Raw genomic sequence first — 21,395 nt, 5'->3', positions numbered from 1 at the left:
ACATAACATGGAACCTACCTAAAATTAATTGATTAAAATCGGATCTACTACGGAAATCGGCCCTTGCTCATTAGCGAGGGCCTTTTCTATATTTCACACTTTTAAATAAGATCTGAAACGTGATGGATAAGAAAAACCGCAAGCGGTTTGATGATGTTAGATTGCTTCATCGTTTTGAATAATAATCTTAAAGACAACTATAAAAACGCTCATATCTATTTTCAAATTTAAAATGCGCATTCAAATGATAGGACAATTCTAAGGTCAGTCTTATGTCCTAAATTTAAACACGTCCTGCTGGTATTCTTGAATTACAAAATGAACAATTCCGTTCATTTTGTTTAAAAGTAAAAAGGACCAAATTATGAGTACTAATTTCGAACCAACAATGCGTATAAAAATTTCACAACTTCAGTCTATTTGCGCAAAGTATAATGAATTGGAATTAATTATGCTTAATCACCAGATCGATAAATCAACGCAAAAGGACGATGGCGGTTGCCCAATCGCAATCGATCAGAAAGATTACGCTATACAATCATATTTTAAAAAAGATCTGGTTTATCCTTATAGAGAATTTAAAAATGAGAGTAGTAATTTCATTACCCTTAACTGCCTGAAAGATCACTCTACAGAAAGTGACTATTATGTGAATTATTTTAGAATGGCAGGAGTTGATCCCTATCACATCGTTAGAATAATTCAGTATGAAACGGAGATTGTAATTAATGATGAATACACAATCGATGACTATTTACGGTATGAACATTTTGGAATAGATTATTCAAAATCTCACCCGTTTTGTGCGGAATTATAACGAAAATTTGTTAAGGAAAACGACCCTTGCTTACGTTGGTAAGGGTCTTTTCGACACCCTTAATGCTTCTCCTTACTGATCGAATGACGTCCTCAAAGTCACCATTGGTTTTGTATCTTTCAAAGTCGCTCATTTGCGGAAGGTTAACCATTGTCCTTCTAAGTTGCGAGCGCACCCGAGCGTCAAAGCTTTTTCTGACTTTCATTAAGAAGTTTCGGTTGATCGGTGGTCTGCCTAATTGAAGGAAAATTTTATACATCTCTAAGTTCTGATAGTGGAAAAGACCTTTGATCTCCTTCTGAGTAAAGCTGTATTTTCCTATCCCTAGGCTTTTAGATTTTCTGCTATTTTGATCCTCGCCTAGTTCGTCCAACCGAACTGATTGTTTCTGCTCAACGATCCTTTTTACGTCTTTGATGATCGTCGATACATTTTCATTAAGCGGAATGCTGAGGACAATTGTGTTAGGTGAGTGAGACACCTTTGAAACCTCTTTCACCATCACTTCGTCAAACAGGTATTTGTGATCTTTCCACCAATCATCGAACTTGATGGTCGTTAAATTTCCCCACTCTTCATAGAAGCCTTTTGATCGTTTGAGATTGCCGGAATATTGCGGATCTGATTGACAAATCTGAAGACATTCAAACCACAATCTAATGTGTTGTTTTTTTGATCTCATCGAAATGTTTATTGATTGGGGGGACATTACTGTCTCACTTCTACTGTCCTAAATTGAAATCATTCTTTCATTTATATTCATATTATCAAACAAAAATAAATTTGTTTGGCTTTAAAATTTAAATCCTAAGAAAGAATCCAGGAATGGATAAATCTACAGATAAACAAATTTCAATAATGATGAAACAGAAGGGTTTTGACCAATTGGAATTAACTAAAGAACTAAGAGAAAAGTCAGTCAAAGGGATGACGGTAAAAAAACGTTGTGAACACATCAATCAGATGAAACCACCGTTTGGTATCGTGCGTTGTACTCCTCACCGACTGCTTAAAATATGGTTAGGTATGGATCTACTTTCAGTGATGAATGTTGGTTTGAATATTATTCAACATCAAAAATCGTCTGATTTTTTCTTTAACAGTTGTTTCCACATCTCACACATCGATGAAAAGACAGTAGTTGATTGCGGGTTTTTCTCTTCAGTCGAAAAATCTGAACATTCAATTACATCAGAAGAATGGATCGATGAGGTCTTAGAAGAAGGTGTGATCGACCTATCTACTTTCCATGGTGAGTACACAGTTGGATTTGGTCCAAATAGTTTTGAGACATTCAAAAAAAAAATCTCAGTAGAATTCCCAATTCTTCCGTAAATCAAAAACTGATTGGGACAGTAGTGGATCATTCTACTGTCCTAAATATGTCTCCCCTAAAATATTAAAATGTAAATACGAAATCAAATAGAGAAGGACTAAAAATGAGCGAGCTTAATTGTGCCACACCGGACACTCCAATTCTGTCAATTCTGTCTAAAATAGAAAATATCTTTGGTTCTCTGAACCAGATAGTTTTTGAAAATTTCACAGGTTCTATTGATCTTTTCGAAGCTGATACATTTAAAGATTTCACTTTAGAGGAAATTATTCCTTTTTATATAGACGACAGAGACGCATTTTGGAAAATTTTCACAGAATCTGCACAGTATGGCTTTGAAGATGAATTATATGAAATACTAATTGAGTTTGAAGCTTTCGAAGAGGAATTTCTGAGAGATTTTGAGTTGAAAAAATGTCTGAATGAAGAAAGTTTTGTTGAGTGGATATCCGAGTTGGTGGATGACTGTTTTATTCAAACTCCTTACGAACGAGCAAGAATTCGAAAAGCACTAAGCTAAATTTTCTCACATTCAACAGTCCAGTCAGATGAGATTTACCACTCTCATCTGACTGTCACTATCACTCTCAATATATCTCTGTGTTGTCTGAAGTGATGCGTGCCCAACCATCATCTGAATGTCCCTCAACGACCCACCAACTGTTGAGATCTTCTTGGATGTTTCCGTAATAAACGTTCTTCGACCGCTGTGCGATGAGCACCCAACTAAACCAAGCCTACCATACCAACGTTGAAACATATTCACGATTGCTTGAGAGCTAGTGCTCTTTGAGCGTTCGGTTCGAATGATTGCTGAAGTACTTGGGCTGAAGTGCTGGCAGCTTGAGTGCTCTTTTAACAATTTAATCAAATTGAGTTTTAGGTCTTTGTTCAGTGGGACCACCCTGCCCCCATTACCTTTGGATGAAGCATTGGGAAGATTGAGGTAATCACCAACTGATCCATCAGAATTCATCACCATTGACCATTTGAGGTGAGCTATCTCTTTAGCTCGCAATCCAGCTTTAACGGAAAAGTAGAAGATTGTTTGATCTCTGAGACCATATCGGTTGGTTAGGAGGTATTCGCTTATCATTTTGACCTGAACACGGCTTAGTGTTTTTGCTTGTTTCCCAAGACCCATATTTGATCCTCAATTGATTATGTTTGATTGATAATCAGAGGGTCCAGCATCACTTAATTTAAGGCAACTATTAGGCAGAGAATAAGTTATCAATATAACAATAGGTTAAGATAACTGGTGATATAATCAGTATTCTATAATCAGTCTTGCTTAGAAAGTCTTTTGTTCACGGCTTCGATTATATCAGCATCGAATTTATCTGCATGCTCGAGTATCACTTGTTCGTAAGAAATGTCTAAACTGTCAAATTCTTCTAAATGTTTAAAACCCAGCGTTTCCGGTTTCCTAACCAAATTTTCTAAAAATCTTTTAACATCTAGTTCTTCAACCGCCCGTCTCGTATATCTGGCATAGGTCTTTTTCTTATTCTTTGCAGTTAGAAATTGTTCATAATGCCATACTTGTTTCCAAAATGAATGTTCGAGCGGCGTTTCTGCATTCATTGAAAGACAAAACAGTTCTCTTTCCTTTTCGTCTAATTCCACCGCTAGTTCTTCGGATATATTTTTATGCCACTTTTTATATGCATCAATTTGCTTAAGTTCTTTAAAGTTACGTATCTGTTTTACAGGATCAACTTCGACCATGATTAATGCCTCGAGCTAGCTTTCCCTTTAAAGATGACGGAAGGCTCCTCAGACAGCAAGTAGCCTCATGCTAAAATTTCTACACGCTCAGCATAGTAAGAGTATCTAATTGTAATTTTTGAACAACAATAGATGGTTCTGTAAAATGCAAACTTATGGTGTCTTTAGGGTCATTTAAATCCAACTGGATATATAATTGCTATTCTATAAACGATCTGCGTACAATTTTAGCAGTTCAAATTTTAAATGGTTTTGGAAAATGAATCGTGAAGAATTTCGAAATTTTTGTTTAGAACTCTGTTCTGAGTTAACGTCAGGATTAGAAATATTTATTGAACCATATTTAAATGGTATTAAGCCTGATCTGGTAGTTCTGCACCCGGAAAAAGGATTAAACACTATATTTGTAGACTATTTAAATTTTCCAGAAGGGTTTCAAGTTTTAGGTGAAAATGAAGATACCACACACATAAAGTCTAAAACCGAAACTACGGAAATAATGCATAAAATACCGTTTTGGAAATTAAAATTAGCGAGTTTGGAATTAAATAGACTGTATGGCTTCCGGCTAAGAACACGTGTTATCGGGCAGCAAATAAATCCCCCTACAATGACATTTACTTTACTTTACCCGAACATCAAATTCTCAAGCCAGGACCGAATTAAAATCAATAAATTTCTTAAAAATATAGATGGTTATTTACTTGATAAATCTGATATTGTTGATCTTTCAGCCAAGTCCAGTAATTTTTTTCCCCAATCTTATTATGAATCTTTTCCAGTTATTGAACCCAAGGCAATTGCAGATCTGCGGAACTGGCTTAAGCAACCTGACTCAAAACGTGCAGTCCAAATTAAGTTTACCAATAATCAAATGCGTATTGTTTCAAATCCTGATAATATCAAACGGAGAAGAGTTAGAGGTGGACCCGGGACAGGGAAGACCGAGGCACTATTAGCCAGAGCTGCTAATTTATTTTCGCAGAATAAAGAGGTCCTTTATCTCACTTACAATATAACCATACTTAATGAGCTTCGGTCTCGATTCTTGAGCCATGTTACCAATAAGAATGGGTTCATAACTTGGTTGAATTACCATGACTGGTGCAAGAGATTAGCTCATCAATTTGGTTTTGAGAAAGATTGGTCGTCTAGATTTTTTCGAGAAAATGATGATAAAGCTTTTGAAAACGTTGGAGAATTTATTATTATTCAACTTGAGCATATGGCAATTCCGGATGAACATAAGTTTGATGTTATAATTGTTGACGAAGCCCAGGATATGGCTCTCGATTGGATAAAGGCAGCAACTTTGTTTTTAAAGTCAGGGGGAGAGCTGCTAATTGCTGCAGACACGAGGCAAGATATCTATGATAGAAGTCAGAATTGGACGAGTGTTGAGATGAATGGTTTAGGCTTTAACGGCCCTTGGTTAACGCTGGGCAAATCTCATAGAACGCCAGCATACTTAATCCCACTAATTAATAAATTTAAGACAAGATTTTTGGATCATTCCAGTCTTGAAGAAATAGAGGCATTAGATCTTTCCGATGAAATAGGTGAGCAGTTATCTTTGGGTGATAAATTAGATGTGATTGAATGCTCTGATACCAATTTGCCCAAAACTGCATTTGAGGTTATTCATAAATTAATTACACAAGATAAAGCTGCTGAACGAGGCAATCCGAATAGGTCTGTTGAAGATATCATTATTCTAGTTTCGAAGAAGAATATTGGTGCCGATATTGGTGCTCGTCTCTCAGAACTTAAAGTCAAAATCGAGACAACATTTCCATTAAAAAGACAAAAAGGAACCCTCACTGAACGAGATATGAAGCTAGAATTTTCTTCTCTTTCTGGCAAAGTAAAAATTTCCACAATCCATAGTTTTAAAGGTATGGGGGGCTCAAGGGTAATCCTGGTACTGGATAATAATCGAAATCATAGCTTTAAAAAATTAGTTTATGTGGGTCTTTCCCGGCTTAAAGCAGGCGCACTCGGTCATTCTTTATTTATTGTAAGTTCCAATATAGAATTAAACTCATTTTTAAAAAATTCATTGTAATGATCTAAGGAAAAAAAGGATTGAGTATGGGGAACGATGATTGAACGAATTTAATCTAGGTGATCGACCTCCATTCTATTTTGGACCTCAAGATCTAAAGGATTTTTATAAATCCCGCATTCTAGGTCAAATTCGTGGGAATATGGTCTCGGAGGCTATCGATAAAACCAGTGTTCCATCCAGTCTAACAGAGACCTCCCTTGATCCCAGCTTGAGGGATTTTCAGGGTCAAATGCATCCTTCAATGATGGGTGGTGAGTACCTTCCACAACACCTAATAAATGAAATTGAGCTGTGTAGGGTAGTTCTGAATTCGACAACCATGGATGTAACTTCACTACGTGTTAGAAAACAGAAACGGCGCTATGTTTACCGGATTGTCGATGAATATTCCAACAAATTCACCCTTACAAAAAAAACGAGTACAAAACCCCTTTCAATGAAAGAAGTAATACAAATTCTCGATACCTCTAAAGAAGTTTTGTACGACAGTGGAGAAGAGATAGAATATGTTGGACTGATCAAACCAGTGATAGAATACATGAAACAAGATGGTTGTGGAAAAGAAGAAAGTATTGAATTTGTCATAGTAGAGTCGACATTTTATCCAGAACTTTTTGCTTATTATGAGCAGCAAAAAGAAATATGGTTTGAAGAAGCATAGTGAGTAATTGCCATGATTAGTCCAAGCCATTTGACTTTTTAGTAAGCTCATCAGCTGATGAATGATTCAAGTTTAATTTGAATAGATGTTAAAAATTAAACCGTTTTCCAAAATATTCGTTTTGAAACTTAGCCCACTCTTGATAACCAGGCTGCTTGGTACTGGATCCATATCTAACGAATGGAACTGGCTCATTCCCATTATACTTACAATAGATCGGCTGGTTTGATTTTTTACATTTTACAATACAAATGGTCTTATCAACAATCTCAACGAAATGTATCTCTACTAAGCTAGCTGCTGTTGTGCCACACAATTCATTAATTTGGTTCATGATCAAAAGTGAGTATTTATCTCTGTCTTTAAAATCATCACTTTTAATTCCCACGATCTCTTTATCTTGATCTCTTACACCAATAATGAGATCGCCTGAATTTGTATTCAGAAACCCACATACTTCTTTAATTGCCGCCCGCCTTAATTCCTTTGAAATTTGTCCTGTTCGCACATCTTTAGAAAATGATTGCTTAAATTCTATGGTCTCAGATTCTTCGAGGTCTAAGCAATATCTTCCATTTCCAAGAGGCCTACAAAGCTTTTGGTAAGCATTAGTCGCTCTGCCCTGCGTAACGTATTGAAAGGATTTAATTTCATCATTTTTTATTTTCAGCCGTTCATATTGTTCAGCATTAATTGCAAACGTAATGGAGCGAGTTAATTTGTTTGTCATTCTTTGCTGGAACGTTAGAGCTCCTTCAATCGAACTAGAAAGTTCAGCTAGATGTTTAGAGTCTTCCAATTCACCAGAAACATTAAAATAATATTCATGATCAAGATCACGCCCAGGCTGACCATCTCGATCAATTGAGAACTTAAACTCTGCCCCGATAATTTTCTTCAAAACTGACTGCAAATTAGGGCTCAAATATACAACCCTACTTTCGCCTTCTTCTGGATCTTCAAATTCTATGAAAGCTTCTAGATGATCACAGGCAAAACCCAAGGGACGCTGTCCACAAAACGGGCATAATGGAAGGACATCGTTAAATGGGGCTAAATTTACAACATTACTCATCGATAGCATCCAATTTAGTTCCATTCCCAGTTTTGCGCTAAAGGGCACTATATCTCAATAATAAATTATCTTCAAAACAACTGAATGATAAAATGAGTTGCGTTGGTGACAGTATAGGGGAACTATAATCAATTGACCACGATATTTAGCTTTTTTTTCAACTGTTTAAGATCTTGATTTAGTTCCACAGCACTTTCTAAGTTTTTTGTGTGAGCCACAAATACAAGCCTTATCAAGGAAACTTTGAGGCATCGCACCACCAGCATCTTTTCGTATCATTTTTCTCAAAATGTTTAGATTGTTGGTAGTGTGATTATTAAGTTCTTCATTTTTCCTAACCATTAATAAAATCGCTTTTCTAATAATATTCTCATGTTTTTTATATATCAAAGAATATGGTTCTAAATTTGAAATGGCGACGGCCCCAGGACCAAATTTAACGATCCCATCCAACTCAAGAAAGAATTCCAATTCATATCGGTCAGATTCTTGCAAATTTTTGATCTCAAATTGAGTATTGTTCAGGAATGGAAAAGAATTTGGATGAATGAATTCGCTTAATAAATCATAAAATTCTTCTAGACCTTCTACATTGCGCTCAAGTTTCTTTAATTTGGTCAAAATATTTGAGTTAGACAATATACCGTCTCTATCCCGTACTGCCTGACCACCAGCTAATTTCCGTGGATCTAAGCTTGATGGCAGTACTATGGGCATCGCCTGATCATAAAAGAATTTAATGTTCTTAATCCAAACCATATCCTCCAAGTTAGGAGGATTCTTCACACATTTCGTCTCATATTCCGTTAAGAAGCGCTTAATTTTTTCAGAACCATCATTGAATGCCGCTACGGTCTCTAACAGATTCCGAGTATGAAAATATAAAGATTTATGTTCCAAATTTTCAAATGAACTCATTATTTGAACAAGGGTGTCCCTTACATCTAAGCACATCGTATAATTGAACGCTTCGATTATACGAATACATGAAAAATAGGACCTTGTGGTTCGATATATATGTAATTTCTTTTGCTCAATAGAGGCAGACTTTGGTGGCTCTGTATACGCCTTAGGTAAGTGGAGATTACTAGGCTTTAACCTACACAGTCGCTCTAATCTTTTTACCTCTAGTTCAAACATTTCATCAAACCCAAAACATCTTAATTGGACAAAACTTACTGTATCAAGGCCAACTGACCATAGAAATGATATTCTATAATCAGTTATGTTATGCGGCCATTTCAAACTCAGATACCACCTCAGCCTGCCTTAAGACCATCTCTACTGCATCCCTAGCCTGATCAGGGGGATACTTATATCGTCTCAGCAGGGTTCTGATCATTATACGAAGTTTAGCCCGCACACTATCTCGCACTGCCCAATCCACGGTAAGATTATCTCGTAGCTTAGCAGCTATCTCTCTAGCCATCTCAACTAGGACTTCTTCCCCTATGACTTCTTGAGCAGACTTATTCTTGGCTAGAGCATCATAGAAGGCCTCTTCCTCATCACTCATGTCATGGCTTTCACGCCTGGCAAGATCCTCTTGGAATTGTTTAGCCATAGCGATGAGTTCTTCAATAACCTGCGCAGCCTCAATAGCCCTGTTGGCATACCTACCTAAGGATGTTTGCAGCAAATCACTAAACTTCCGCTGTTTGACCACGTTAGTTCTAAATTTGGATTTAACCTCGTCTTTTATAAGCCTCTGCAACAACTCAACAGCGAGGTTCTTATGAGGCATCTTCATGACCTCAGATAAAAACTCATCAGACAAGATAGAGATGTCAGGAGTTTTAAGGCCCGCAAGCTTGAAAACATCTGATACGCCCTCACCTACTACCGCTTGAGAAACAAGTTGGCGTAACTCGTAGTTCACATCCTTCTTGGGTCTATCCCCATCGCTTCCTTTTATCAGCGGCGCTCTAACCGCCTGATGGAATGCCACCTCTGGAGATAATTCTAGTGCTTCATCCAATGTACCGCATAAAGCAAAGGCCTTGGTCATTTGAAGCACAGTGTCTGCATACCGGCGTTTGCCGTCCTCCTGTGCTAGTACACAGTCCATGCATTCAGGTATCAGTATAAGGGCTTTTGTTCTGAATTCGCTCCAATCAACCTTATGCAAAAAGTCTCGAGCAATCTGGATCTTCTCTTTAAGGATGCGCAGAGCCTCACTGGAGTCTATCGTGGGACGCCCTTTACCCTTGGCAGCGCTATAGGTTGCGAGTGCTTCTTTAAGCTGAGGCGCAATACCTATGTAGTCAACAACTAAACCACCTGGCTTATCTTTAAACACACGGTTAACACGAGCAATTGCCTGCGCCAGGTTAGCCCCCTGCATAGGCTTATCAATATACATAGTTGATAGGCATGGGGCATCAAATCCCGTCAACCACATGTCTCTCACTATCACTATCTTCAGTGGATCATCAGGATCCTTGATGCGTTTTTCTAAATCTTTCTTTTGCGACTTATTGGTGTGGTGTGGTTGAAAGTATGCCTTATCTGAAGCGGAGGCTGTCATCACGACTTTGACCGCACCCTGCATGTGATCATCTGAATGCCAATCAGGTCGAACCTTAATAATCTGATCATAGAGGCGCACACAAATGTCCCTAGACATAGCTACAATCATAGCCTTACCAGGCTGAGTTTGGCTTCTGGTTTCGTAGTGTTGGATTAGGTCTTTGGCTATTTCTTGCAAACGAGCCTCAGTGCCTACAATCGCTTCAAGTGCCGACCATTGCGACTTAACTTTCTCTTTATCACGATCATCTTCCACCTCATCATCGAGCAGTTCTTCTACTTCCGCATCAATCGTTGGCAAAGCGTCTTGGTTTAGGTTGATCTTGGCTAGCCGGGATTCATAGTAAATCGGTACTGTAGCCCCATCATCCACAGCTTGTTGGATGTCATAGATCGAGACGTAGTTACCAAAGACTGACTGAGTATCTCGGTCATCTTGTGATATCGGAGTGCCGGTAAAGGCTAGGAAAGTAGCATTGGGCAGCGCATCTCTGAGTGACTTTGCTAGTCCATATTTAATGATACCTGTTTGACCGTCGATCTTAGCTTTGAAGCCATACTGAGTACGATGTGCCTCATCTGCAATAACCACGACATTATGGCGATCTGAAAGCACTGGAAACTTATCTTCGTCTGCATCCAAACCGAACTTCTGAATGGTGGTGAAGATGATACCGCCCGACGGACGGTTCTTTAAGTGCTCCCGAAGTTCTGCCCTCGAGTTAGCCTGCTTTGGTGTTTCACCCAACAGTTCGCCAGCGCCAGCAAATACACCGAACAGTTGCCCATCAAGATCTTGACGATCTGTAACCATGACCAGCGTGGGGTTTTCTAGGCGAGCCTCTGCTATCAAACGTCCTGCGAGGCATGCCATCTCAATGCTCTTACCCGCTCCCTGCGTATGCCAGACAACACCACCTTTTTTGGAGCCCTCTATGCCAGACGCTGTAACAACGCTCTCTACAGCAGCCTGTACGGCGTGGAATTGGTGGTAACCTGCGATCTTTTTGATGACTGTCTTATCATCCTCAAACAGGCAGAAATACCGCAAGTAACTAAGAAATACCTCCTTGTTAAAGAGGCCTTTGATTAGAGTTTCCAGTTCACGATGCTGTCCTAATGGATCCACCTCAACACCGTCGATGGTTCGCCAGCGCATAAAGCGTTCTTCATTAGCCGAGAGCGATCCTAAGCGGGCAAATATACCGTCAGATATCACCATGCACGTGTTGTAATTAAACAGGTCTGGAATGTCGTTCTTATAGGTCTGCAGTTGGTTATAGGCCGCCCAAATATCGGCTTGTTCATCTGCTGCATTCTTCAGTTCCAGAACTGATAGAGGGAGCCCGTTTACAAAGACCAAAACATCCGGCCTGCGGTTGTGCTTTTGCCCATGTATCGTGAACTGGTTAACCACTAGCCATTCGTTATTGTCTGGGTTATCAAAATCGATGACTTTTAGTTGCTTACCAATCTCCTGATCGCCCTCATGATAGGCCACCTTAACCCCTTTGGTTAACCAGGAATGCACCTGCCGGTTCGCAGACATAAGTGCAGGGATGTTGGGGTTAGTAACTTGAGAAAGTGCTGTGGTGATTGCTGCTTGAGGAATATCAGGATTGATGCAAGTTAGCGCTGAGAGCAACCGATCTTTCAGAACAACCGATACATAATCAGACCGTTCAGGTGTGTCGCCATCAGGTGCGATATCGTAGCCGCAGATATAGTCATATCCAAGGTCCTTGAACCATTCGATACTCTGCAGTTCAACCTGATCTTCAGTTACCAACGCCATCAGATGCCTACCGCTTCGAGGAACTTCTCAGCGTCAGGGATGCGAAGTTCACCGGAGATGAGTTTGGGGAGAAGGATGTCTCTGAGTTCAGTTAGAACCTCGATTTCCAAACTTCTGTTTCTCACTGCGTCATCCATCGGTTTACCAATTTCATCAAACGCCTTGCACAAGAATTCAGGCGCAAGAATGGTTGGAAGACCCTTCAAGTCCTTACCATTAATCGAGCCGAATACTGTGCCCTCAGAATTAAACATCTCCAATTGTTGAGACAGAAATTTGCATCTGTAAAAAACCCACGATTGCAGCGAATTTTTAGCTCGCACTGACGCCAACCCTCGCCCGATACAACAGTCGTCTTTTGCACGATTGAGGTCACCTACAGGTGCCCTAACACTAATTAACACATCATCCGCATCCGCCAGTCGTTTGGGTTCTGAGCAGTATTTTCTCAGTGAAGGAAATCTAAATCCAAAATCAGTGCTACCCTGATAAAACGGAAGTCCAACGCCGTAGTCGTTGTAGGTATCGCCGGGCGGAGACTGTCCCATGGTAATGTCAGCGACATCTGATAGTGTCCCGACGTCCCACCCCTTCGGAATCTCCCCAATCTCCGAATCCACCGACTCATCAGGAAACAGGTCACTGATTTCAGGGGAAAGACCTGTGGGGCGACCCTCTGCCTTTGCTCGCACAGGATCAAAGTCCACGAACCATGACTTGAAGATTGCCTTGGCGATCTCCTCAAGAGTTTGGTTCATCTTTTGGTTAAGTTCGATCTTATCGTCTAGCGTGCCAAGGATGTGGGCGATTGCTTTTTGCTCATCGATTTCCGGCAGTAAGCAAGGGATACTTTCAAAATCGGTTCTTGATAGTGATGGGATTGCTGAACCGCTATCGAGTCCATTGATATCAACGGTCTTGAGGTTGTAGTAAGCCCACTTTGGGTAAACCATTTCGCCTGGTGCTAACCAATACGCAGTATCAATGACATAAAATGGTTTTGAAGAGTAATGAACGCCTCTATAAGCGCCTTTTCGACCAATAATCACGCCACTGGATTCACATAATGCACTATCAGTAAAACCGACTTGCCCATTTGTGCCAAAAACAGGAACGCCCTCTGTTTTTTCTTTGTAGCCCTTCAATCCTTTACCGTACTTGAGTTTAGAAATATCTCCCCAAGTTACCTCACGCCATTCATTCATGGGCTAATCCAAGATGCGTAAGGCTCGTCTGAACCTCGACGTCAAGATCTAATGACCTCTTTTTTATGTCGGATAAAGTTTGAGTGAGTTTATCCATTTTTACTGAAAATTCTTCATCCGAATATTCGTCAATAGATGAGCCTACATACCGTCCTGGCGTCAATACAAAGCCGTTCTTCTCAATCTCTTCCAAAGACGCTGACTTGTGGAACCCTGCAACGTCCTCGTAACCTTCACCTGTCTTCCACGACTGCACCGTCTCTTGAATCTTTCCAATGTCTTCATCAGAGAACACCTTCAGAACCCGGCTCTCCATAGTTCCTAATTGCCGAGCATCGATAAACAGCGTCTCGCCTCGACGATCCCGCCCATTGGCTGTTTTGTCATTTGTTAAGAACCACAAACAGACCGGAATCTGGGTATTGAGAAACAACTGACCGGGCAATGCGACCATGACCTCAACCACGTCACCTCGCACCATCGCCTCTCGTATCTGCCCCTCACCACCAGTGTTGGAACTCATCGATCCATTAGCCAGTACAACACCTGCCTGACCTCCGGGACGCAGCTTCCAAAGCATATGCTGTAGCCATGCGTAGTTCGCATTACCGACTGGGGGTCTGCCGAACTGCCAGCGTGGGTCACTCTCGTACTTCTCTCCACCCCAATCCGAAATGTTAAACGGTGGATTAGCCATGATGTAATCGAACTTCAGATCTGGGAATTGATCCCGCCCAAAGGTATCGCCAGGCTCTTTGCCAAGATCAGCTGCAAATCCACGAATGGCCAAGTTCATTGCTGCTAATCGCCATGTAGTAGGATTACTTTCCTGCCCATATATCGAAATATCGTCTACACGTCCGCCATGTGCCTTTACGAACTCTTCACTCTGAACAAACATACCTCCAGAACCACAACAGGGATCATAGACCCTGCCCGAGTTAGGAGAAAGGACAGCAACAAGGGTCTTCACGACATGAGACGGCGTGTAGAACTGACCGCCTTTCTTGCCTTCTGCAGAAGCAAACTGGCCGATGAAGTATTCGTATACTTCGCCCAGAAGATCGGAGGAATCGTATTTATCAGCAAACCCAATCGTAGAAATGAGATCAACTAGTTCTCCTAGTACGCCTTGGCCAAGCTGAGCACGACCAAAGCGCTTGTCTAATTTCCCCCGCAAAGAGGTGTTCTCATTTTCAATAGCGGTCATAGCTGCATCAACAAGCGAGCCGATGTCTGGTTGCTTAGCTTTTGCCCTTAACGCTTCCCAGCGAGCCTCTTGCGGAACCCAGAATACGTTGTCCTGAACGTAATAGTCCCGTTCTTCTAGTTCCTCTTGGTACTCGGAAGGGTCTTCACTGATGAACAGTTCAGAGGCAGGATCTGAAACTGAATCTCTGATCTTTTCCTGCTGCTTTACAAAAGTATCAGAAATGTATTTCAGGAATATCAGACCTAAGACGATGTGCTTGTATTCGGCAGCATCCATCTGAGCCCGAAGCTTGTCAGCAGTTTTCCATAGGGTTTGTTTGAAATCTTGTTCGGACATAAACTTGCCAATTCAGACTGATTATAGTTTCTACAAACAATAGCCAGTTCCAATATCTTTGCAATCAAGCAATATCTCCAAAAACCAGGCATTCCCAGCACATCTCACTTCATAGACTTCAGTCTCTTAAGCAAAACAGTATCTGATGAACCTACACCAACACCCAAGCCGTTGATGTATGACAAAAGCTTATTCTGTTGAGCAATTAATGCATTTTGCTTAGCTGGATCATCTTCATTCTCAATACGACTGGATAGGTTCTTAATCCTTAACACTAGTGATCCAACAGTCACTCTGACCCATAATGGATACTTACCTTCTGCTATGAATGTCCTGAAGCTTTTCATTGGCTCCTATCCTTAATGATAACGACTGATATTGCATGATGCCTGCATTGAGTATCGATAGCCTTCTTGGCTGCATTGGCACTAGGTCTATCCAGAACCTCATAGATAGCTATCTCCGGCTGTCTCAGCTTTAAGATTGCTTGTGATAGCTTGTGCTTGGTCTTTGGCGCTTTGGTTGAACTAATCATTGCAATGAACCAATAGGCTGATTGCTGGTTTCAATATACGCTAGCTCTGAACGACAATAGCTTTCTAGTTGGGTGTTTATGATAGCTGTTCGGCTGATGTGCTTGTGTTTGGCTATAAGGTCTAGTTGGGTCTTAAGCCTGGTTGGTATGTTAAAGTTTATTAGCTGGTAATTCATTGGTTAGCTCCTCAAATTTGGTTTAGCTTTATATTTTAATAAATTGTTAATTATGTATTTTATATTGTTATAATTTCATTGGGTAATAGTAATAATTAAAGGACCACTGAGAGCAGTAATCCCCTTATGGAAGGTTATAGAAACTGATTAGGGTGGCTAAGGAGACTGTGCTCAGCGAAGCTCAAAGCAAGTGGAATTTGCCCAATCAATCGAGGAAGCCAGATCGCTCTTAGTCCTCTTCTTTAAACAATAATCAATCCAACCATCCTCCCTGGAGAACTCAGCTGGCTTTTCAAAATGTATTTCGTTGTACCCAAATTTGGTCTTCTGCCAGCATGACTTTACCATATGCATGAAGAAGTGCAGCTCGATGTCTTTTGGCTGCTCAATAACAAGGTGAAGGTGGTGTCTATGCGTTGCATCGCTCTCACGCACCACAAACATCGAAAGCTGCTTTCTATGGCGCTTATATGCGTTCTTATACAGCTTTGTATTGATTAGATTGCGGAAGTGACGAAGGTTCTGCTCAGAAGCCAAGTCATCAATCTTCTGACCATTCACAAGCTGTTTCTCCGTCAACGTTAGGTTGACAGGGTTAGGCACTGAATGCTGATCATAAAATTGTTTGATATGGGCTTGGATACTCAAGACAGACCTCTAGTGTTGTTTTGAGTATTTATAAGAGCAAGACCCTCTCTTTATGGAAATTTATACAATAATTACTTGTGCTTTCATTGCAAAACCGAGCCTTCATCTTGAAAAATTATCGTTTCACATAGCGAACAGAAATATCCAAAAATTATTAAAGCTTTTAGAATGTACTCAGAAGCTAAATTTTCTGTGGGATAATGATATCCCAGAGATTGACCGATTGAGTTTAAAATAGCCTCTCTTTCATCAACTTCAGACTGCAAATGTGGAAAGACACTCCAGTGGTTTTTTTGTATTGCCAACTCTCGGCATTTTGCCGGGTACCTGTGATAAAATTCTAAAACCTTGCTTTTACACTCGGCCATGAAATCAAACATCTCAAGATGTTCAATGTGATCTCTAGGTTTTTGATTTTTGAAAAGGATTGATGACTGAAATGCCCAAATCAGTTCACCCAAATCATAATTAAGCCCACCAAGAAACTGTTGAAGCGGAATTTGAATTTTCAAATGACCAGACCAGGAAATATTTTCTCTGGCAATCAAATTAGCTGCACTAAAAATCAACGGCAAATAACTATCAAAAAACCCGCCAGCTAGTCCAGTAGCTTTGGCATCAGCTTGAGCTCGTATATTTGCTGCACAAACGCCAGTTTTAAACGTTTTTGTCGCATCGTATTTTTTTTCTTCAAACTGATGCCCAAATCTTTCCATCGCTTTTGTAAAGATTTCTTCAGAGTCATTAAGTGTATTTACTGTTCGGTCATCGGTGAAAAGAACTCCGTGATTTTTAAATGAATACTCGGATACAGTACGTTCAGAGTTTGGAATTTGAATTTCTCTTACTTCTATTTTTCCATTAAAACGCCATACAAGTTCATCAAAAATAGTATGAAGACTGAAATCCTGGAGTGGTCCCAGCAGTTCTTCATATTCTCTGTTTATATCAACATACGGTAGTCTGGCTAAACGTGCATGTATGTCTTCAATTTCTTCACCTTTTTTACCAGACTGTGCAGAAAGCCCTAAAAAATAACAGTATCCAAGAATAACTTTGTTTGAGTAATTGAAGCGTTCAAGAAGTTCCGGAATAGCATCAAATCTGATCTTATCCTTTACGCCTTCCTTCGCTTCATTTTCTAATAAATATTGATATCCAAGCGCTATAGTTTCCATGAATTCTGACTGACCAAACTTCCAATATTCGTTTGCAAAAAATTTGGCGGCTTCCCAAACAGATATTTGTTTTTCTGCTGCAGCTTGTTTAGCCCCGTCGATCCCGTTTAGGTAAAAGTAATACCCCCAGAAATTTTTATTTATTTCTAAATATGTCTCATCTAAAGATCGGATCTGAACAACACTTGGAAAAAATTGATACATTGTGCAGTTTATCATGTGCAGACCATGCTGCACTAATTCTGCCTGATCGAATGCTTCACCCTGCAACTCATAAAATGATTTTGAAGAGTTCTTTAACTCTTTAAAGAAAGTACTATAGATGTCTCTGGCATTTATGTTTTCATTTTTCTTTTTCGTCTCGAAAATTACCTTTGTAATATGATAAATTACAGGATGAGTAGTTACCTTCACCTTGTATTCACTAGTAAATTGTCCATTTTCATCATAAATTGAGTCAGACATTTAAGTCTCCCTAATGTATACTTAGGCTAAATAGAAACTCACCAAAAGTTACTCCCCAAAACTCTGCAGGTTCTTCGCCATCTCTTTGGATAGTGGAAGAAACCGAGCATAAAACCGTTCGATCTGATCAACAGATGTTCCAGCGTTCTTAGCAAGGTTAAAGATATTCACCTTACCCTCACTGTTGATGATCCTCATGCAAATCGCCGTGTGACGCAAGGAGTACAGCGTATGGGTTTTACCCGTCGGAGTATCTGTTTGTAGTTCTCCATACCTCAGAACCTCTGTAAACAGCCTCTGGATCATGCCTGAAGCAGTAGTTCGGTTCTTGTATTGAGGGTAGAAAATGTAATCCTCGGGTTTTGCATTCGGGTAACGCTGTAAAATACGTTCATAGACGGACACAGCAGCCGGCATTGTGTTCGCACCCCTAAAACCCGTTTTCCCGTCTCTAACCGTCACTATGAGCCGCCTGGGATCATCTGCAACCGTCACATCGCTGTGTTTGATCGCATAGAGCTCTGACGAAATAGGTCTGACGAAGGAATGCGTTAGAAATAGGATCATGTCATAGAATTCGTCGGTGACGGCAAAACCCCGGACACTTACCCCCTCCTCTGCCGCTTTCTTAATCGCCGCTAAAAGCTTTTGGTAATTATCATCCTCTTTTGCCACCAGTGGATGGAACCGAAAGAACGGTCTGGGGTTGTCTTTGGATTTCACTCGAGGAGTTTGCGGTACGACGTCAACAACGCCCTCATCTCTGGCGATCTTCATTACATTCCGAAATGCCGCCATAAGTGTATTCTTGGTTGACGCAGCCAAACTTGGACGACGCTTGGTTAGATCAGCAATGTATTCTTGATATGTGTGGGTCCGGATCTGCCTTACATCCCGGTCACCAAAAAACCGTAGCAGTCCCCAATCTTCATTCTGAACAGCCCAATGCAATGCTTTTATGTAACCTTGGCTTCGTTCACCTGTTTGGTGCTGTAACCTGGATCTGTGAAGGAGTTTCAGAGCAAAATGGCTGAAGGTGTACTCACGCTCAACAGGCTTTTCTGACTTGAGCAGAGATAGGGCAAGTTCTTGAGCAACCTCCCTCGCCCTTATTACCGTATCTTCACCGGTTGACTTAACCAGGTATTTTTTGGTTTTCTTATCCCAGACACGAACATACCACTTGGTCGATCGTTCGACACGGTAAAGGGATAAACCCTTGTAAAGCTTTATAGCTGAAGGCGCTTTAGACATTATGAAGATCCAAAACCAAAGTTATAAACCCTAGTTATAAACCATCTATTAACCTATTGATACTAATAAATGCCAAGATACCTGTTAATCAATTGGTCGTAGGTTCGATCCCTACCGCCGGAGCCATTTAAAACAACACCCTAGCGAATTTTGTAGGGTGTTTTTTATGGAAAATTCTAAGACAGCCCGTGATTAGCCCGTGTTTTTTATGTCCAAAAATTCCTAGGGACGCTCTGGGGCCACAATTATTTAACTGTGGATAGCCCATGGTGCAGACAGACAGCTAAGAAATCGCATCGGATCGCAGGTACAGCCTGAACCTATACGTTCAATAACTGGCGCCACTCAGCGAGAGCGGCAGCGCGGTTCAGCTTAAAATTGAAGCGTGAGTAGAAGTGGCGTTCATTTAGGGCTGTACAATCAACCTAACCCCACACCCAGCCTGTTTAGCGCATTAAGCGGTTCAGAGTGGCGTCAGTGGGAACACAGCATCACAGCCAAGCGGATGATCTCAGGACTCGTTTTAAAGTACCTGAATGGGGAGTGTTTTGTCATTTGGGGATTCTACAAATATACCCTGCTCGCTTCAACCGAGTTTAATCTGACAGTACCATGCGGAGAGGCTACGAGACCGCCCGCCCCGTCTCAAGCTCGTTTTGTTTGACAGTACCGATTAAAGGATATTTGATAGCCCCAAAGGTAGGTTAAAGGAACCTCGATATGCGTAAATTCTTATCAATCTTGCTGCTTAGTTTAGGAAGTATGACCTCTGCATCGGACCAATCCAGTGACACTACAATGTGGCAGAGTGTAAAATCGTTTACTGCCAGTGGTGCCAGTTCCATCTGGGACGTAACAAAAAGTGGATCAGTAACAGCGTGGGAAGCCACTAAAAGTGGGTCCTCTGTAGCTTGGGAGAAAACTAAATCCGGCTCGGTAGCTGCATGTGGATATAGACCAAGCAACCTCATTGGAGGCGCTGGTACTGGCGCTGCTGCCACCGCTGCAACTGCAACCGCCGCTGCAGGTGTTGGCGCAAAAGCAGCAGGATTTTACACTTTGACCAATGCAATAACTGGCGCAACAATGCTCGGATCTACTGCGGGTGGAGTATCAGCGGCTGGCACAGTGGGAATTATGGGAGGAACAGCGGGAGCTATAGGAACCATAGGTGCGGTTCTGATGGCACCCGTCACTATAGTTACTGGGGCCGTTATTGGCGGTGGTACTGCTGTATTCGAAGGCGCTTGCTACTTTGCTGTGGACCGACTTGATGATCCCGAATTAATTATGGCAGTCGTTCAAAACTTGGCACTGCAAAGTGATGCAAACTACTTTGAGCTAGTAGACGAGGCGGATGGCGCCGCAACGATCTATGTAGCTACAGAGGTAGAGGCAAACGGCAAAGTTATGGAGCGAACTAAATATAGTGTAGATAAACTTTATATTGAAGACGGTGTGCTAAGACATAAAGACTGGGGGCCAAACACTCAGCTTGGGAAAGTTGGTTACGTACTGGGATCGCTATCAGACGAATGAAATTACTAAGCTTGGTCAAGACGACTGCTTTTTTGCTATGGTTTACGGCTGGCATGGTTTTGGTAGCTGCTGGAACATCGATGTGGGCAGTGCAAGCCACATTTACTGCCACCAGGCTAGCTACCGAGGTGGCCAGCACAGCGGTTAGACATCGTAAAGAGCTATCGGCCACCGTTATGCGAGTTAAAGCTAAAGCAAGGCTAAAACGGATGGTCACAATGATACCATTGGCGGGTTTAGCTGCAGGCGCTTACTTTGAGGAGCAAGAATATCAAGAGTGGTTAGCTGACAACCCTGGCGGTAGCAGATCTGAATATTTATGTGAGTTAGCAGCTGTCTCTTCTGATGTAATTGACGAAGTACTTGTCGGCTTACCTGCTGCTGTGCAACCAGCTCCAGATATGCTCAACAGTATGATGCCAACCTGCGAAACAAATTAATGTATTGAAAAAATAGTAGAGATTGAGCTACGAAATCCCAGTTCTTAAATTTAGACATTTGTTTGCGGATTAAGATCGTTAGGCCAATTCTAACAATATAAAATGCGTGAGGTTTGCGAATGCCACTGAAAAATAGCACTAAAAATAATGTAGCCATTTTGTTGGGCATATTTTGGTCTGTTGGAATAAGCATTTTTGCCGTCTACAGTTTCGTAGCTCACCAAACGTATTTTGCTTCCATTGTTTGTCCAATCGCAGTGATTGCTTCCACGTACAAATTTCATGGCCAGATACGAGGTGAGAGTAGAGTTTCTCCCCTTTCTTTCTTTCTATTTTTTGGTGGTTTGTGTTTAGTGATTGCAGGCCTTTTGTTTCAGCCACTCTCTTACTACGT

The 21,395-nt window shown here is 41.0% G+C and carries 18 protein-coding genes and 1 pseudogene; 7 read left to right on the top strand and 12 right to left on the bottom strand.

Translation table 11 applies throughout. The annotated features are described in order from the left end of the window. Positions 1–364 precede the first annotated feature (364 nt). Positions 365–817, top strand: coding sequence for a hypothetical protein (locus RCA23_RS06350; RefSeq protein WP_169701353.1), 453 nt, complete (start codon positions 365–367; stop codon positions 815–817). Between the two features lie 10 nt (positions 818–827). Here RCA23_RS06350 and RCA23_RS06345 read toward each other — a convergent pair whose 3' ends face one another. Further along, on the bottom strand, positions 828–1,526 hold the full coding sequence (locus RCA23_RS06345) for a hypothetical protein (protein WP_044049600.1): 699 nt from the start codon (positions 1,524–1,526) through the stop codon (positions 828–830). A gap of 116 nt (positions 1,527–1,642) precedes the next feature. Between RCA23_RS06345 and RCA23_RS06340 the strand changes: the two genes are divergently transcribed. Further along, positions 1,643–2,152 carry a hypothetical protein gene (locus tag RCA23_RS06340; RefSeq protein ID WP_044049599.1) on the top strand — a complete coding sequence of 170 codons (510 nt, stop codon included), beginning with the start codon at positions 1,643–1,645 and terminating at the stop codon, positions 2,150–2,152. A gap of 104 nt (positions 2,153–2,256) precedes the next feature. Then, positions 2,257–2,673 (top strand): hypothetical protein, encoded by a 417-nt coding sequence (locus RCA23_RS06335; protein ID WP_044049598.1) that lies wholly within the window; start codon positions 2,257–2,259, stop codon positions 2,671–2,673. Between the two features lie 24 nt (positions 2,674–2,697). On the opposite strand, the gene RCA23_RS06330 is transcribed toward RCA23_RS06335, so the two are convergent. Then, positions 2,698–3,297 carry a tyrosine-type recombinase/integrase gene (locus tag RCA23_RS06330; protein ID WP_044049597.1) on the bottom strand — a complete coding sequence of 200 codons (600 nt, stop codon included), beginning with the start codon at positions 3,295–3,297 and terminating at the stop codon, positions 2,698–2,700. 140 nt (positions 3,298–3,437) lie between these two features. After that, positions 3,438–3,884 (bottom strand): hypothetical protein, encoded by a 447-nt coding sequence (locus tag RCA23_RS06325; protein ID WP_044049596.1) that lies wholly within the window; start codon positions 3,882–3,884, stop codon positions 3,438–3,440. A 259-nt stretch (positions 3,885–4,143) separates the two neighbouring features. Here RCA23_RS06325 and RCA23_RS06320 point away from each other — a divergent pair, with 259 nt between their 5' ends. Together RCA23_RS06320 and RCA23_RS06315 are read left to right on the top strand one after the other, a co-directional pair. Next, complete coding sequence (locus RCA23_RS06320; RefSeq protein ID WP_044049595.1) at positions 4,144–5,949, top strand: UvrD-helicase domain-containing protein; 1,806 nt, start codon at positions 4,144–4,146, stop codon at positions 5,947–5,949. 40 nt (positions 5,950–5,989) lie between these two features. Beyond that, positions 5,990–6,613 (top strand): hypothetical protein, encoded by a 624-nt coding sequence (locus RCA23_RS06315; protein ID WP_044049594.1) that lies wholly within the window; start codon positions 5,990–5,992, stop codon positions 6,611–6,613. An 88-nt stretch (positions 6,614–6,701) separates the two neighbouring features. On the opposite strand, the gene RCA23_RS06310 is transcribed toward RCA23_RS06315, so the two are convergent. From RCA23_RS06310 to RCA23_RS17000, 9 genes and pseudogenes are all read right to left on the bottom strand, one after another. Beyond that, complete coding sequence (locus RCA23_RS06310) at positions 6,702–7,688, bottom strand: RNA-binding domain-containing protein (RefSeq protein WP_169701352.1); 987 nt, start codon at positions 7,686–7,688, stop codon at positions 6,702–6,704. 165 nt (positions 7,689–7,853) lie between these two features. Next, a complete protein-coding gene (locus tag RCA23_RS06305; RefSeq protein WP_169701351.1) occupies positions 7,854–8,606 on the bottom strand; it encodes a hypothetical protein in 753 nt (250 codons plus the stop codon). A gap of 310 nt (positions 8,607–8,916) precedes the next feature. Next, positions 8,917–12,012 (bottom strand): type I restriction endonuclease subunit R, encoded by a 3,096-nt coding sequence (locus RCA23_RS06300; protein WP_044049591.1) that lies wholly within the window; start codon positions 12,010–12,012, stop codon positions 8,917–8,919. After that, positions 12,012–13,217 carry a restriction endonuclease subunit S gene (locus RCA23_RS06295; protein WP_052377070.1) on the bottom strand — a complete coding sequence of 402 codons (1,206 nt, stop codon included), beginning with the start codon at positions 13,215–13,217 and terminating at the stop codon, positions 12,012–12,014. The genes RCA23_RS06300 and RCA23_RS06295 overlap by 1 nt, the downstream gene beginning before the upstream one ends. Continuing rightward, positions 13,210–14,766 (bottom strand): class I SAM-dependent DNA methyltransferase, encoded by a 1,557-nt coding sequence (locus tag RCA23_RS06290; RefSeq protein WP_044049590.1) that lies wholly within the window; start codon positions 14,764–14,766, stop codon positions 13,210–13,212. Before RCA23_RS06290 ends, RCA23_RS06295 begins: the two co-directional genes overlap by 8 nt. An 882-nt stretch (positions 14,767–15,648) precedes the next feature. Further along, positions 15,649–16,125: a hypothetical protein gene (locus tag RCA23_RS06270; protein ID WP_044049586.1), complete on the bottom strand. Its 477-nt coding sequence runs from the start codon at positions 16,123–16,125 to the stop codon at positions 15,649–15,651. 83 nt (positions 16,126–16,208) lie between these two features. Further along, positions 16,209–17,768, bottom strand: coding sequence for a hypothetical protein (locus tag RCA23_RS06265; protein ID WP_044049585.1), 1,560 nt, complete (start codon positions 17,766–17,768; stop codon positions 16,209–16,211). 48 nt (positions 17,769–17,816) lie between these two features. Continuing rightward, positions 17,817–19,022 (bottom strand): site-specific integrase, encoded by a 1,206-nt coding sequence (locus tag RCA23_RS06260; protein ID WP_044049584.1) that lies wholly within the window; start codon positions 19,020–19,022, stop codon positions 17,817–17,819. A 320-nt stretch (positions 19,023–19,342) separates the two neighbouring features. Next, positions 19,343–19,441 (bottom strand): annotated as a pseudogene (locus tag RCA23_RS17000) (IS6 family transposase); the annotation flags it as partial. A 301-nt stretch (positions 19,442–19,742) separates the two neighbouring features. Between RCA23_RS17000 and RCA23_RS16450 the strand changes: the two are divergent. Together RCA23_RS16450 and RCA23_RS06250 are read left to right on the top strand one after the other, a co-directional pair. After that, positions 19,743–20,561 (top strand): hypothetical protein, encoded by an 819-nt coding sequence (locus RCA23_RS16450; RefSeq protein WP_169701350.1) that lies wholly within the window; start codon positions 19,743–19,745, stop codon positions 20,559–20,561. Continuing rightward, entirely contained in the window at positions 20,558–21,001 is a 444-nt protein-coding gene (locus tag RCA23_RS06250) for a hypothetical protein (protein ID WP_044049582.1), read from the top strand. Before RCA23_RS16450 ends, RCA23_RS06250 begins: the two co-directional genes overlap by 4 nt. Positions 21,002–21,395 lie beyond the last annotated feature (394 nt).

The organism is Planktomarina temperata RCA23, assembly GCF_000738435.1.
GTDB classification, from domain to species: domain Bacteria; phylum Pseudomonadota; class Alphaproteobacteria; order Rhodobacterales; family Rhodobacteraceae; genus Planktomarina; species Planktomarina temperata.
This window is presented reverse-complemented; position numbering and strand designations above follow the sequence as displayed.